The organism is Vibrio tetraodonis (assembly GCF_003350295.1).
Lineage (GTDB): Bacteria > Pseudomonadota > Gammaproteobacteria > Enterobacterales > Vibrionaceae > Vibrio > Vibrio tetraodonis.
This window is the reverse complement of record NZ_QLYY01000009.1, coordinates 124,632-138,873: the sequence shown is the minus strand read 5'-3', so window position 1 is coordinate 138,873 and position 14,242 is coordinate 124,632. Positions and strand designations below refer to the sequence as shown.

Genomic DNA, 14,242 nt, shown 5'->3' with positions numbered 1-14,242 from the left:
AATGGATACCACATGTGCTTGGGCGATGAATCATCCGCTCGAAAGAGACTATCACGACAAAGAATGGGGCGTTCCCGTTTATGATGACCGAGTCTTGTTTGAGTTTATTACTCTAGAAGGCGCACAAGCGGGCTTAAGTTGGATCACGATTTTGAAAAAGCGAGAAGGTTACCGCGCGGCATTTCAAAACTACGATATCGACAAATTAGCCAAGTGTGATGAAACATCGGTCGAAGCGATCATCAACCAATTTGATGTGGTTAAACACAAAGGAAAAATCAACTCAGTCTTTAGCAACGCGCGCGCCGCAAAGGCTCTGATTAAAGAATACGGCAGCCTATCAAACGCCTTGTGGCAGTTTGTCGATGGCAAACCCATAGTCAACCACTGGAGCGCCATGGAGCAAGTCCCCGCTTCCACAGAACAATCCAAAGCCATGAGTAAATTTTTAAAAAAGAATGGTTTTAAATTCGTCGGTGAAACTATCTGCTACGCCTTTATGCAAGCCATCGGCATGGTCAATGACCATTTGGTGGAGTGCCCGAAGAGGGAAGTTGAGTGAAAGGTTCGTTCATTGTTGGAACCATTAGACTTAGGTAGATTCCCGTCATATTCCTTGGGGCTATTGTCTACGTAACAGGAACTTTCTTAACTCTCTTTCTGAGCGCATAACGTGCAGAATAAATACCTTGTCATCTTCTTGTTTGTAGAAAATACGGCACGGATTAACAATGACTTCACGATAGTTTAAATGTTTGAGCTCGGCCGTAATGCGTCCAGATTCAGGAAAAGCTTCTAGGCGCTCTACTTTGGAAAATATTGTTTGAACCAACCGTTTTGCCATTTGAACATTTTCAAGTGCGATGTATTCAGCGATATCATTCAGATCAGATAGTGCAGGATCAGTCCAAATTACTTGAGCCATTTTGCCATTTTGCCATTTTGTCCTTAGCTTCTTGATGACTAACAACGTCGCCATCCGCTAATGCACGCTCACCCCGAGCAATCCCCTCAAGAATAGCTAATCGATTTTGCATAAATTCATAGTCTTCAACATCAATTAAATACGCTGAGGGTTTACCATGTTCGGTAATTAAGACAGGCTCTTTCGTATCGTGGAGATCTGCAAGAATTTTAGTTGCTTGACGTTTAAGTGAGGTAACGAGTTCTACTTTCATAACAGCAGCTCCAAAGAAACACAAAAGTGATACTATTCTATCACTTTGAGTATAGCAAGTGTTGACTCTGCAGTGAAACCTGAACAATGTATGCACCAGTTAAGTATTTTGGAACGAATAAGTAATATACCAATAGTTGATGGAAAAAGTTGTGGTGCGATAGGTTTGGGTGGGACAACCATACTTATTTGGTACTTTCTTTCTACTCACCAATTCTTAGAGGCACTCCAAATTCCTTACCGTTTAGGCTAAATGCCTACCAAATTAGTCATTTCGCTTAATGTGCAATTAATGGCGCATTGATACAATGCGGCCTTTGTCTTTGTTGAGTGCTGAGTATGCCGCTACATTTTCCTAGACCAACACGAAGAGCAGGGTATGCACCTGTTCAAGAAGAGATCAAATTATCGCCGCAACCTCGTATTGCTGAAACCAACAATACCCCTGTGGCAAAATTTGAATGCCGGATTAAAATTCATGCACCGAAAGACAGTTTAAGTTCTTTGCAAACGGGTGTATTCAGTTTGGCTAAAACCCCTGAAGAAACACGCATCCAGAGCTGGAAAAAAGCCGAAGAGATACAGCCTCATCGCCATATTATTTTGACTGCCAAATGCTTTAAACCAGAGCAGAAATCACTTATCTGTGAGCGGTTTTTAAATATGGGGATAAGTCAATCTTATACTCTTTCGCCAAAACCGATCGACTCTGAGCATATTAATGCCGAGTTTATTCCTTTTATCCCTGTGGTCGAGAGTGATGACAGGCTAGGTCACGCAGCGCACGGTTATTATTATTACTTTTATGATGGCCAGCTAGTCTATGAAATGGCGATACTCGGCAAAGGCCGAAGTGCTTGGCAAATTACCCGCTCAGCACCGAGTGGGATCAGTCAAGAGCTTATCAGCAAACACACCTACACTACGTTAATGGTGCCTGTGAAAATAGAGCAGGCTTCGCCAGCGCCTCAACATATCTTTTATCGTCGTCAAAAACTCACCAATGATGAACTGGCTGAAATTAACCCAGCGTGGCTGGATGAAAACGCGACTAAAATCGATGTCAATGCCCTAGTTGCAGCGTGCTCTGAGCCTTTACTGGGAAGAGAACAAGTCAATCAGGAGGAGGCTCAAACCACAAGACAAACTCATACCGTTGGTATTAAGTCTGATGGTAAGCCTGAAATGTGGTCTGATATTGCGCCGCAATATGGTCTTACAGCCAAAGCGCTGGTAAAGTTAAACCCTGCTTACGAAAGTGATCCCATGTCATTAAAAGTAGGGGATACGCTAAATGTCAGCGAGCAAGCTTTTTTTGAGTCAGGTACATTAATAGCAGAGCAGCCTTGTCCCCAAACTGACTTTACCGTTGGCAAAGCTTACCCTTATGGCAATGTATGGGGACAATACGCTAAACCCCAGCTGTCGCCCTCGGTATTACATCTTTTTGAAGATGCGCGCATACCAGAGCACAGTCCTGTTTTTAATGTGCAAAAAGTACAAGAAAAGACGCTGCGTATTGGTGTGTTTTTTGATGGCACAGGCCAAAATCGTCTCAACGACTTGTACAAAGAAAGCCGTGGGGTTAAATCGCGCACCAATGTTGCACGATTGTTCGAAGCTTATCCACTAGATGATGATTCGCAGAAAACTTATGTCTCGGGAGTGGGTACCGTTGATGATGCTTGGCAAAACCCAACGGTGATTGATGAAGGTGACGATGAGAGCGACTTAGGCCAAGCGTTCGGTGTGGAGCCAAATCGTCTGCCTTCAGCGTCAGTTTTTCTTGCACCGCCGCTTAATCATATTGTTAATGGAACATTGGAGTTGATTTCAGGCGAGACAGGCGCGTTTTATAAATGGCAAAATTGGACCAAGCAGTATTACGATATTATTGACAGCTTAGTGGATAGTGATGAGTTTAAAAACATTACTCATATAGAATTTGATGTGTTTGGTTTTAGTCGTGGGGCGGCGCTGGCTCGCCATTTTGTAAATGCGATTAAAGATGGGTTACCTGATTACAATAAGCCACGAAATGGCGAATCTTACGGCGAGGTTTTCCCGAACTTACTCGCTCATATTGATGACGAAAGCGTTGAGGCAAAGCATGGTTATTACCCAGATGAAAGCCGCACTTGTAGTGTTCGCTTTGTTGGCTTGTTTGATACTGTAGGCTCGTTTTATCAGGCAGGGGATAATGAAGAAGGTAACTTCCAATTAGATCTTGATTCCAAATGCGCCGAGCGAGTGTTTCAGATCACTGCTCATCACGAATATCGTAAAAATTTTCCGCTTACTTCGCTGCGCTCCAATAAAGGTATGCTCCAAGGCCATTTTTATGAAGAGGCGTTTGCGGGATGTCATACGGATATTGGTGGTGGCTACCCTTCCAAGCATCAATACGACAAACAAGGCTTGCCGGAGCGCTATGGTATGCCGCGCTCTGCCACTTTTAATCGAGAATTGTTCAAAACCGAGTCAATCAGTGGTTTATTCTCAGAAACTATTCGCAGCTCTAACCCTCAACATGCACAGGCTGCGGAGAGTCGCAGGCAAATGTTAATCGATAAAGAGGCGAAAGCTTGGGAGAAAGAATGCCGAGCAAAAGGTCGGTATGGTGTATTAAAAGAGGTGAATCAAAGTTTGTATTACTACGTGTATCACCCGATCAGTAATGGCTTATCAGCTTTGTCTTTAGAGCGCATGAGGCAACAAGGTGAAGTCATGGGTATCAAGTGGCAAATGGATGACTATCAATTACCGCAAGATTTTGATGTATTAACTGGCAGTGATGTTTCACTAACTGCCCTAAATAACAAGCTTTTAGCTCAGCCTCTTGGTAGCATAACCCCAGAACATTGGATGGCAGAAATTCGCCAAAATGATCGAGATTGGATTCATAGACCGCACGATACGGTAATTAACCCCGGGTTTGACACTCTCTACGAAAAAACCGTCAATGGTGTAACAACTGAATCTAACCAACTAAAACGAGTGGTATTTACCAATGATAGTTAGAACACTCCCCATAATTTTTTTATCACTTTTGTTAACTGGCTGTTTTAAAGAAAAACCAGTCGCTGTAGCTAAGATAGGCAATGCAGGCAGCTTGACAGGACCACATGGTATTAATGATATGTGGGTAAGCGATATTTATGGTGGTGGCGCCAATTTCGCTTATGGTGCGGTTCAAGGTTGTTGTGCGAGTGCTTCAATTGGTATTGGTGTGCCAAATGCGATCAAAGGCGAATGGCGGCAAGGTTGGCGAGTAGATTTTAAAAGTAAAGAAAGATGGCGCGCTAAATGGAATGATGACTGGGGGTCATTTTACGAAATACCACATTGGTACCGGATTGATGATGTGATTGATAGCGAATTGGCAAAACAGAAAATCCAGACCATGACAAACTATTACAAAAATCACAAAGCCATTCCTGTAATGCAAGTGTTGGTTGATGGGCCTAAAATCATGGTGCTGTATAAATACTCTTGTAATAGCTCTCGCCCGCAAAATGATTGCACCGTTCGCGATAATGCCGATCCCAATGGTTGGGTTAAACCCACGCCATTCAGTAAGCTTGGTTACTCTACATCAGTTGTTCTTTATGAAGGTATGGGTGAGATATCCGACAAACCATTTGAAGGTTAATGGATTGAGTGGCGTTTACGTCTTATTGGCGGTGAAAACGTACAATCGTGATATAGGCCTCTATCGCAAGTACTGAACAAAGCCATGTCAACCACCCAATAATTTCTCGAATTACCACACTTTAGTGACGAACTGAGGCTAAACTTGCATAGTGTTCAGTACAAGGTTGGTGGCAGCTTGATGGCAAAAATATGTACGGCAATTCTTACTCTAATGCTGGCGTCATTTCAGACTTATGCATCTAATACAAGCTTTCTTACTTTTGAGTTTCCGCCATTTAGCTACAAGTTTGAAGGCCACCCTTCTGGTCCATTTCGAGATATGATCGATGACGTATGTTTGGAGTTAGGCAGTGAGTGCAGCTTTGAAACCTTCCCGACAAGAAGATCCAAGTTTCTGATATCAGAAGGCAAAGGTGATGCTATATACCCAATTGCTTGGTTTGAAAGTCGGGCAGAAAACTTTTATTTCTCCGTTCCTTTTATGATGACCGAATATGGTGTTTTCCTTTCAGCAGAAAACAAAACCACTATTACAAGTGTCGACGATCTTCAAGGCTTACATGTGGGTGTCTTTGGCCCATCAAACACATCAAATTCATTGGAAGATCTAAATGCTATATTGGTCGACAAAGGGCTGAAACCAATGAAAATCATGATTCAAAGAGATGAGAGCGGTAACTTAATGAGAATGTTGGATTCAAATCGGATTGATGCTTATTACAGTAACCGCTCGTTAGGAGAATTTCGTGCAAAACAGTTTGGTATTGAGGGCGTTAGGTATGCATGGAAAGACAAACGTCTGTTGTACTTTGTGGCATTCCCCAAGGCAACAACCGATATCAAGTTTGTCGAAAAATTCAATAAAGCGGCATTGAAGGTTTTTTCAAAACAAGGCTATTTAGAAAGCAAGCTAAATCCATGGGCTATCTCCTCTCCACCGCTTACGGCCGAAACACTCAATCAATACTCGATACCACGTTAGACTGGTTTGTCAAAGCAAGTAAAATGGTGGCTTAACTAAATTGGGTGATTAACTCTCTACCATCAAGGACCAGCTAACGTCTGTCATGTATCCAAGATACAACTTGGCTATGTTCATCATCCTGCTTGTAATAAAAAAGAACACATTAGATAAAACTCAATTAAGAACTTCCCTCCTTAAATTAACGACCATATGTTATTTATATTTCTAATATTTATGGTTTGTTACTTTTGTTTACTCCAACTTACCTTAACTTCTTGAAGACGGCTTGACGGTATAAGGAGCTAGGATAGAATTCATTTGCCTCATGAATGAGGTTAGTATAACTATTATGAATACATATTAAATTACCAGAGATTAGTAATGAAAAATAAATTGGCTCTAACTGCCTTGCTGTCATCTTTATCTTTAACTACTGCCGCACCAGTATTCGCGCAGGGCTTTACAGGAAATTCAACTGGAAATGTCGCTAGCCAAGGATTTAACGGCCCGCATCAAGGAATAAATACTATTAAGCAAGTGTTGGCCGCTGGTTTTTTTAGTGATGATATGCCAGTCACTCTAATAGGGTACATTAAGGCGTCCCTTGGCGGTGATATGTACCTGTTTACTGATGGGACGGGTGAGGTCACTGTTGAAATTGATCATGATAAGTGGTTTGGTCAATCTGTTACTCCAAAAAACAAAGTTCAGCTTTCAGGAGAAATTGATAAAAATATAGTTGGAGTGAAAGTGGATGTAGATAGCGTCCGAGTAATTCAATAATATGAGGTGCTCTTAAAAAGCATCTTCCAGTGCGACCAGATATTGGTCGCACTATGAATATATTTAATGCATACAGTAAGCCTACCCATGATAAGGGCGCGAAGAGGGGGAGACTTTTACTGCTGATCATAAATACGTTCTAGCGCTTCAACTCTTCGCCATTGCTTAGTATCAAAGCTTTGCTGCCTTAGTTCTGCGATTTGACTGTGTTTAATATCGTCAGATAAGCTTGGGGAGGAGAGGATGTCTTGTCTCTTTTCTAGGTAGTTTTCCAAGCTTTGGTTAAATATTTCTCTTTGTTGGTCAAGTTGTTCAAGTCTTTGCGCACCTTCTTCACCGACGAGATTAACTCGGGTTAAGTATTTGTTTTGTATATCTTGTTTAAGAGATTGACTGAGTTGTGCCATCAGCAAGTTATCTCGTTCGGCGCGCTGAATATAGTCTGGTTGATTGGCTAGTGTTTCTTGCAGCAGTAGCGCTTTGGAATCTAGGTCCAAGTCGCGGGTGTTGATGTCTATCTTATCAATGGCCAGTTGGCGCAGGCGGTTTTCTTCATCAAACAAAAGGGTAATTTGCTGCGGGGTAAAATATTGGTTTTGCAGATCTAGGATTTGTTGGTTGAGTTGTTGTAAGGCTGATAGATTGAGAGTGTGAAATTCATTTGGCTCTAATTCAGCTAATGCCGTTTTATAAAAGATGAAGGTGTCAAACAGGCTTTCATCAATCGCTAAGTCTTTCTCATGCTGCTGGGCTGAAAATAAACGCTCTCTGATTTGGGTAAGATCCTGTTCACCCATGCTGGTTAACGTATAGTCGAGCAGATCTCGAGTTGACGAAGTATCGATATGGGTATCACTTTGTGACGGTGACTGAGTTATGTGAGACTCAGTGTCTTGTGAGTGATAAAGAAAATACACCACTCCCGTCAAGATTGAGATGGATCCAAACGTGGCAAGAGTGGTGGTATTCATAACTTGCTCCTTTATAGGCCTTGTAGTTTCAGGCGATTGGCATGTTGGCGGTATAAAGAAACAGGATCAGTTTCAAAAAGATGATGTATACCGAGCAGGCCATTAGTCTCATCGAGATGGTTCATTCGATAGTCATCTCTAATGACTTGGCCTAAGTGTGAGCTACACACGTCAACCAAGCCATCGTTAGGCCCATCAAAGGCGAGACCAAGAATCGCTAAGGGCGTATCAATAGGGTCAAATATATTGGTGAAGGAAGAAGCACCTGTCCAAGAGTAATAGTAGACGCCGTTCGTCTCTAGAAATTCACCATTGCCACATTCAGTACTAGGAACCCCTTGAGGATGGTGCTGGTTAAACCTTGCTAAGCCTTCAGTCGTTAACGCATCAAGGGTTGCCAGCGGATCTTGGTCAAGATCGCGCCCGCCAGATAAAAGCCCGATGATTGTTGTTAGCCCAGTTGATAGCTTTACGGCCAGCGCTTCTAATCGTGAGTCTCTGGGCACGGTATTACGCACTAAGTCAGCGACTTTTGAGCCTTTATTAACCCCGCCAATACTGGTAACCGAAGCGATTAAATCGGGTCTAACTGAAGCCACATAACGAACTGTAGGACTGCCTTGACTGTGTCCGAATAGATTGACTTTCTCAGCCCCAGTGGCTGCCAATAAGAGTTCAACTTGCTCAAGCAGTTGTTCTCCGCGTACTTCTGAACTGTTGGTTGCCGAAACTTGTGCGATATAAACGTCGGCGCCGCCTCGGGCAAGGGCGTGTGGAATGCCATAAAAGTAATCAACGCCGGCAAGTGTATCAAAGCCAAATAATCCGTGGACGAGCACAATGGGATACTTGGTTTGTGTATAGCCGCTGGCGTTAGTTAAAGTGGGTAGCCCTAGACACACGAAACAGAGCAAAGTAAGTACGAGTTTGTTTTTCAAAATTGACCTCTTCTGGTTTGACCTCTGATGAGTAAATAAACATTAGAAGAGGCAAACATTTATACGAAGCTTGAGGTCTATTCTGTCTTGATATTTGCGAATTGAAAAACAAAAACAACACAAAGTATTAACATTAATTTAACCTTTTATTTTAATGATAATATATTCAATAATTTCATACTGTTAGCATGATGTCACTCGTGTGGATTGGGCGGAATAAGCTGTGCTATCAGCATTAATTTGCTGAAAGAAGCTTGGGTAAGAAAAGATGATGTGGGAGAGTGATAACAGCAGGAAGGTGCTTAGATGAAACACAACATCCTGCTTTTGGATTTATTGATTTTGTATGCTTGCGGTGTAGCGCTCTAAGCCCTGCTCTAAATCATCGATAAGGTCGTCTACATTCTCTAAACCTATATGCAGCCTAACCAGTGTTCCGTTAAAGTTTGGATTCGCAACACGTCGTAAAGTTTTAAAGCTATTGGGTTCGTTAGCTAGTATTAAGCTCTCAAAGCCACCCCACGAATAGCCCATTTTAAAATGTGTCATGCCATCTAAAAGTGCTGTGGTTGCCTGAGGTACACTGTTTTTGAGAACGAAGGAGAATAAGCCATTTCCTCCGTTAAAATCCCGTGCGAAAAACTCATGACCAGGGCAAGTGTCGAGGGCAGGGTGACGGACATGATCCACTTCTGGCCTTGATTGAAGCCACTTTGCAACCTTAAGGCTGTTTTCAGCATGTTGTCTTAAGCGTACATCTAATGTCCTTAAGCCACGCAGTCCGAGATAGACATCATCGGGCGAGACACATTGGCCCATTAAGTAGCTTTGCTCCCTTAGCTGTTCCCAGTATTTTTCACTGGCGACTGCTGTTCCCAGCATCACATCCGAGTGCCCGATAATGTACTTGGTTGCGGCTTGTATCGAAATGTCGACGCCGTGCTCAAATGGATTGAATAGCACACCTGCAGCCCAAGTATTGTCGAGCATGACGATAATATCGTGTTTGTGAGCAATCTTAGCGAGCATGGGAACATCTTGAACTTCCATAGTAATAGAGCCAGGAGATTCTAAGAAAAGAACTTTTGTGTTCGGTTGGATGAGGGACTCAATATCTTTACCGATAACTGGGTCGTAGTAGGTGGTATCCACGCCCATTTTTTTCATGATTTTGTCGCAAAAATCACGGGTCGGCTCATAGCAGGTATCGACCATTAAAATGTGATCGCCAGTTTCGACAAAAGAGAGGATCGCATTAGTCACTGCTGCGGTGCCACATGGGTATAACGCACAACCCGCGCCACCTTCGATTTCTGCCATGGCGTCTTGGAAAGCGAAATGGGTGTGGGTGCCTCGTCGCCCGTAAAAAAGCTCTTTGTTACCACGGTTGATTGTGGCGTGGCGCTTGTCAGCCACAGTTTCAAAGACGATAGTCGATGCGCGCTGGATAGGTGGATTGACAACACCTTTGGTCCACTTTTGCTTTCGTCCCGCAGTGATTAATTGGGTTTGTTTGCCTTTTGGCATTGGAAGTCCTTATCGAAAAATGCATTGCTTTATTTAAACCACGCCGATACATGAATATCAAGCTGCTACCGAGGGTTTCTCTATATTATTGTGTTATCTGTAATTATTTAATGCTATTGATACCTAAAGCAAAGGGCTAAATTGGTAGTAAACATGTTCAAGAAAGCGAGAATAGAACGAGCGCTTTTGCCAATCTTTGAGTACAACTTCGTGAGAAGATTCGATGTAGCTTTGCTGCAAAAGATGCATTTTTTCAGTGAACGATTGATCGTCTATTGCAAGCGTTAATTCAAAATTAAGCCATAGGCTGCGCATGTCCATATTGACGGTGCCAACTAAGCAAAACTCTTGGTCGATCACAACAGATTTGGTATGCAGCAACCCACCATAGAACTCAAAAATTTTAACCCCAGATTTTAGAAGCTCTGAATAGAACGCTCTTGATGCCCATTGAACCATCAAGGAGTCATTTTTATGTGGGATGATCAATTCGACTTTGACACCTCGTTGAGCCGTTAGTTTTAGGGTTTCAAGCAGTCCAGCACTGGGGACAAAATAAGGTGTCGTGATTCGTACTGATCGGTTTGCTTGATTAATCGCTAGGGTGAGTACTTGCGATATTAAATGATCGGGCATTCCTGGGCCCGATGGGACTACTTGTATTGGGTGCAACGGGTCATCGGCACTTAAACGGGAAACTGGGGGCTGGGGGAGCGAGCGAGATCCTGTTTCGACCTCCCAATCCCAGCAATGTATGGCAGACAATACGTTAACTGTCGGTCCGGTAATTCGCACCATGATATCAATCCATTGGCCAACTCCTGATCCTTGCTTGAAGTAGGCAGGGTCGACCAGATTCATAGAGCCTGTGTACGCGATCTCGTCATCGATGACTATGATTTTGCGGTGTTGGCGTAAATCGAGACGGCGCAAAAAAATTCGCCAAGGACTGACTTCAAGTGCTTGAACTATCTCGATGCCGGCGGATTTCATCATTGCTACCCAGTGACTTTTAAAAAATCTTGGGCTGCCAGCAGAGTCAAGCAGCAGTTTTACTTTGACGCCTCGTTTTGCTGCCTGTATCAAGGCAGAGGAAACGGCATCGGCTAAGCCACCGGGATGCCAGATGTAAAATACCATACGAATACTGGTTTGAGCGTGTTCAATATCGTCAATGATTGAATGAAGAATCTGTTCAGGAGAGTCTTGTAATGCGAGGGTGTTGCCGCTCAAGGCTGGCAGCCCGAGGCGGTTGTTACAAAGCTCATCGATACGATAGATATGTCGACCAAAATTCCTTGTGTCGTGCGCATGGCAATCGTTGAGTTTGGTAAACCAATTCGCGAAGGGTTTGAGCATTTCTCTTGCTCTGTCTGCTCTTTTTCTACCCAGGTTCAACTCACCAAATAAGAAATAACAGAAAACGCCCACAATAGGGATGATATAAATGATCATTAACCAAGCTAGGGAAACACTGACAGCTCGCCTTTGAAAGACAACACGCAGAGTGACGCCTACAACAAGCAACCAATACACAGCGATGCTTGCTAAGGTTAGAAAGTGATAAAACTTTTCCATTCAATTTCTACTTAAATCAATTCATTGGATAAATGCGATAGAAGTTAAATAGTAAAGCGAGTTGCTCCCTACGACAATAAACATTTGTCAGCACAGATTTGATTTGCGTAATGTGATCCGTGCTGTGCGTAATTGAGCGTAGCTTTATTAATATGTTAAAGGTGTGTTAATACTTAATGTGTAAAAAGAAACGCATAGTTAAAAAGCAACAATTCAACTGTTCTAAATGTTAATTGCTTATCATTTTTTATACGATGGACTTCCAATCATAATTTAGAGCTGCTTTAATTGCCATGTTGTTAGCGCTTCATGAAAATTCTTATAGTGTAAATAAATATATACACCCACTTTTTAGCGCCTAACGTATGCAAACACAACTTAATAAATGGAGTAATCGTGGCTACGAGTACAAGTACGCAACCTCGGGATACGTGGGGGTCAAAATTAGGCTTCGTAATGGCAGCTGCAGGCTCTGCGGTTGGTCTGGGCAATATATGGAAGTTTCCTTACACTGCGGGTGAAAGTGGTGGTGGTGCGTTTGTTGCCATATACCTAGTTTTCGTCATCTTTATTGGCTTTAGTGTCATGCTGACGGAGTTCGCAATAGGACGGAAAACAGGTTTGTCTGCGGTTGGTGCGTTTAAATCGACCGATCGTCGTTGGACATTTACTGGTGTGATGGGCGTGGTGAGTGGTCTACTCATCATGGGGTTCTATCCAGTCGTTGGTGGTTGGGCATTAGCCTATATCTTTAAGGTCGGGGATGGCCTACTGAGTGCACCGAGTGCTATTGGGGATAGCTTTGGTGGCTTTATCTCAGATCCTATCCAACCCATTATGTGGATGGGCATTTATCTTCTGATGAATGTTGTAATCGTCATGAGAGGGGTTTCTGGTGGTATTGAGAAGGCTGGTAAAGTACTCATGCCACTCCTTTTCGTCATACTGATTATTGTTTCAGTGAAAGGTTTATCCCTTCCTGGAGCGTCTGCTGGACTTAAATTCTTGTTTACTCCAGACTTCTCTAAAGTCGATAGTAGTGTGGTACTTGCCGCTTTAGGACAGGCGTTTTTCTCTCTTAGCCTTGGCATGGGTTGTATGATGACTTATGGCTCTTACCTTAAAAAGAAAGAAAATTTAGTTCAAACAACAGGTATGGTCACTGCAATGGACACAGGCGTGGCTATTTTAGCGGGTATTGCAATGTTCCCTGCTATGTTCGCCTTTGGCATGGAGCCGGCTGCAGGCCCTGGTTTGGTCTTCGTTGTTGTGCCTCAGCTTTTCGCTGAAATGGGCGGAGCGATTGGTATTCTGCTTGCTTTGTTGTTCTTCATTGGTTTGACCGTTGCGGCGCTGACTTCTTCTGTTTCTCTATTGGAAGTGGTTGTCTCTTACCTTATCGATGAAAAAGGTATGAAGCGCTCAACGGCGGTACTTTCAGCAAGTGCTGTGATGTCAGTTCTGTGTGTCTTTGCTTCTCTTTCATTAGGTGGCGTTGGTCCAACACTATTTGGCACGGGTGCATTTGACATATTTGACTTGCTCACGGATAAGATTTTCCTTGCGGTAGGCGGAATGTTGGTGTGTATCTTTGCTGGATGGCGTTTGAACAAAGCGGATCTAGAGAAAGAAATCACCAACAATGGCGAGGTACCTTTCCCACTGTTTGGCTTATGGTATAACCTAGTTAAGTACATTATCCCTGTTGCCATCGCCATCGTTGCTATCATGGGTATAAAGTCAGGTTTTGATAGCGGTAAAGGCGCGATCATGCTGCTTGGCATTGGAATCATAGCTATCGCAGGTCTCTTTTCTAAGAAGCTTTGATAGATACTCGGCTATATTTCAGATGTACAGGGGCCTTGGGCCCCTGTTTTATTATCTCGCCTACCAAGTTCTGGAATTAGCAGGCATAACAGGTATACTCATGCCTTCTAATTAGAGTTGCCGTTTTATGTTTGATATTCTTTTTTCTCACTCGGACTTTGTCGTCATCAATAAACACCCGCAAGTGTCAGTTCACAAGGATGATGGTGATACTATGTTGCTTAAGGAAGTTTCAAGGTCATTAGATGGGAAGCCGTTATATCTAATACATAGATTAGATAAAATGACCTCTGGCATTTTGCTACTAGCGCGTAACAGGCAGGCTGCCAGCGAGCTCTCACAGTTATTTGCAGAGCGAAAGGTTGCTAAGTTCTATTTGGCAATTGGCAGTAAAAAGCCGAAAAAGAAGCAAGGCCTAGTTAAAGGGGATATGGAACGTTCACGCCGCAGCACATGGAAGCTAGTGAAAACACAGTCTAATCCTGCTATCACTCAATTCTTTTCAGCCAGTGCTGAGCCTGGAGAGCGTCTCTTTATTTGTAAACCCTTTACCGGAAAAACCCATCAAATTCGCGTTGCTCTAAAATCCATAGGCTCACCAATTGTTGGTGACACTATCTACAATCCTTCCTGCCAAGCTAGCAGGGGATACTTGCATGCTTTTGCGATTATGTTTGATTTTCAAGGTGAAAGCTTCCGGTTTGTCTGTGATCCAAGAGACTGGGCAAGTGACAAAGAGAAATGGCACCAAACAAGTGTAAGTGATGGTATACAAATTTGGCTTTCTCCTTGGGACTTGCCATGGCCAACAATAAAATAACAA

13 protein-coding genes are annotated in these 14,242 nt (G+C 43.1%); 7 read left to right on the top strand and 6 right to left on the bottom strand.

All coding sequences use genetic code 11. The features are described 5' to 3' along the window. Position 1: 1 nt before the first annotated feature. Positions 2-562 (top strand): DNA-3-methyladenine glycosylase I, encoded by a 561-nt coding sequence (locus tag DPF90_RS06815; RefSeq protein ID WP_114785574.1) that lies wholly within the window; start codon positions 2-4, stop codon positions 560-562. Between the two features lie 60 nt (positions 563-622). On the opposite strand, the gene DPF90_RS06810 is transcribed toward DPF90_RS06815, so the two are convergent. Further along, positions 623-925: a type II toxin-antitoxin system RelE/ParE family toxin gene (locus DPF90_RS06810; RefSeq protein ID WP_114785573.1), complete on the bottom strand. Its 303-nt coding sequence runs from the start codon at positions 923-925 to the stop codon at positions 623-625. Beyond that, the gene (locus tag DPF90_RS06805; RefSeq protein ID WP_114785572.1) at positions 903-1,178 is read right to left on the bottom strand and encodes a type II toxin-antitoxin system Phd/YefM family antitoxin; all 276 of its coding nucleotides are present in this window, start codon (positions 1,176-1,178) and stop codon (positions 903-905) included. The genes DPF90_RS06810 and DPF90_RS06805 overlap by 23 nt, the downstream gene beginning before the upstream one ends. A 338-nt stretch (positions 1,179-1,516) precedes the next feature. On the opposite strand from DPF90_RS06805, the gene DPF90_RS06800 reads away from it, so the two are divergent. The 4 genes from DPF90_RS06800 (at position 1,517) to DPF90_RS06785 (ending at position 6,578) form a co-directional block, all read left to right on the top strand. Further along, on the top strand, positions 1,517-4,198 hold the full coding sequence (locus tag DPF90_RS06800; RefSeq protein ID WP_114785571.1) for a phospholipase effector Tle1 domain-containing protein: 2,682 nt from the start codon (positions 1,517-1,519) through the stop codon (positions 4,196-4,198). Next, positions 4,188-4,829 carry a hypothetical protein gene (locus DPF90_RS06795; RefSeq protein WP_114785570.1) on the top strand — a complete coding sequence of 214 codons (642 nt, stop codon included), beginning with the start codon at positions 4,188-4,190 and terminating at the stop codon, positions 4,827-4,829. The genes DPF90_RS06800 and DPF90_RS06795 overlap by 11 nt, the downstream gene beginning before the upstream one ends. A 180-nt stretch (positions 4,830-5,009) precedes the next feature. Then, positions 5,010-5,813 carry a substrate-binding periplasmic protein gene (locus DPF90_RS06790; RefSeq protein ID WP_114785569.1) on the top strand — a complete coding sequence of 268 codons (804 nt, stop codon included), beginning with the start codon at positions 5,010-5,012 and terminating at the stop codon, positions 5,811-5,813. 363 nt (positions 5,814-6,176) lie between these two features. Further along, complete coding sequence (locus DPF90_RS06785) at positions 6,177-6,578, top strand: NirD/YgiW/YdeI family stress tolerance protein (RefSeq protein ID WP_114785568.1); 402 nt, start codon at positions 6,177-6,179, stop codon at positions 6,576-6,578. 116 nt (positions 6,579-6,694) lie between these two features. Here the strand turns inward: DPF90_RS06785 and DPF90_RS06780 are convergent, their stop codons facing one another. The 4 genes from DPF90_RS06780 to cls form a co-directional block, all read right to left on the bottom strand. After that, positions 6,695-7,549, bottom strand: a complete 855-nt coding sequence (locus DPF90_RS06780; protein ID WP_114785567.1) for a lipase secretion chaperone — start codon at positions 7,547-7,549, stop codon at positions 6,695-6,697. A gap of 11 nt (positions 7,550-7,560) precedes the next feature. After that, positions 7,561-8,487, bottom strand: a complete 927-nt coding sequence (locus DPF90_RS06775) for a lipase family alpha/beta hydrolase (protein ID WP_114785566.1) — start codon at positions 8,485-8,487, stop codon at positions 7,561-7,563. 333 nt (positions 8,488-8,820) lie between these two features. After that, complete coding sequence (locus DPF90_RS06770) at positions 8,821-10,014, bottom strand: cystathionine beta-lyase (RefSeq protein ID WP_114785565.1); 1,194 nt, start codon at positions 10,012-10,014, stop codon at positions 8,821-8,823. A gap of 123 nt (positions 10,015-10,137) precedes the next feature. Further along, the gene (cls, locus tag DPF90_RS06765) at positions 10,138-11,592 is read right to left on the bottom strand and encodes a cardiolipin synthase (protein ID WP_114785564.1); all 1,455 of its coding nucleotides are present in this window, start codon (positions 11,590-11,592) and stop codon (positions 10,138-10,140) included. A gap of 396 nt (positions 11,593-11,988) precedes the next feature. Between cls and DPF90_RS06760 the strand changes: the two genes are divergently transcribed. Both DPF90_RS06760 and DPF90_RS06755 read left to right on the top strand, forming a co-directional pair. After that, entirely contained in the window at positions 11,989-13,419 is a 1,431-nt protein-coding gene (locus DPF90_RS06760; RefSeq protein ID WP_114785563.1) for a sodium-dependent transporter, read from the top strand. 127 nt (positions 13,420-13,546) lie between these two features. Then, a complete protein-coding gene (locus DPF90_RS06755; protein ID WP_114785562.1) occupies positions 13,547-14,239 on the top strand; it encodes a TIGR01621 family pseudouridine synthase in 693 nt (230 codons plus the stop codon). Positions 14,240-14,242: the final 3 nt, after the last annotated feature.

Coding starts and splice junctions, on each gene's coding strand:
- DPF90_RS06815 (WP_114785574.1), top strand. CDS start 2: ATGGATACCACATGTGCTTGGGCGATGAATCATCCGCTCGAAAGAGAC.
- DPF90_RS06810 (WP_114785573.1), bottom strand. CDS start 925: ATGGCTCAAGTAATTTGGACTGATCCTGCACTATCTGATCTGAATGAT.
- DPF90_RS06805 (WP_114785572.1), bottom strand. CDS start 1,178: ATGAAAGTAGAACTCGTTACCTCACTTAAACGTCAAGCAACTAAAATT.
- DPF90_RS06800 (WP_114785571.1), top strand. CDS start 1,517: ATGCCGCTACATTTTCCTAGACCAACACGAAGAGCAGGGTATGCACCT.
- DPF90_RS06795 (WP_114785570.1), top strand. CDS start 4,188: ATGATAGTTAGAACACTCCCCATAATTTTTTTATCACTTTTGTTAACT.
- DPF90_RS06790 (WP_114785569.1), top strand. CDS start 5,010: ATGGCAAAAATATGTACGGCAATTCTTACTCTAATGCTGGCGTCATTT.
- DPF90_RS06785 (WP_114785568.1), top strand. CDS start 6,177: ATGAAAAATAAATTGGCTCTAACTGCCTTGCTGTCATCTTTATCTTTA.
- DPF90_RS06780 (WP_114785567.1), bottom strand. CDS start 7,549: ATGAATACCACCACTCTTGCCACGTTTGGATCCATCTCAATCTTGACG.
- DPF90_RS06770 (WP_114785565.1), bottom strand. CDS start 10,014: ATGCCAAAAGGCAAACAAACCCAATTAATCACTGCGGGACGAAAGCAA.
- cls (WP_114785564.1), bottom strand. CDS start 11,592: ATGGAAAAGTTTTATCACTTTCTAACCTTAGCAAGCATCGCTGTGTAT.
- DPF90_RS06755 (WP_114785562.1), top strand. CDS start 13,547: ATGTTTGATATTCTTTTTTCTCACTCGGACTTTGTCGTCATCAATAAA.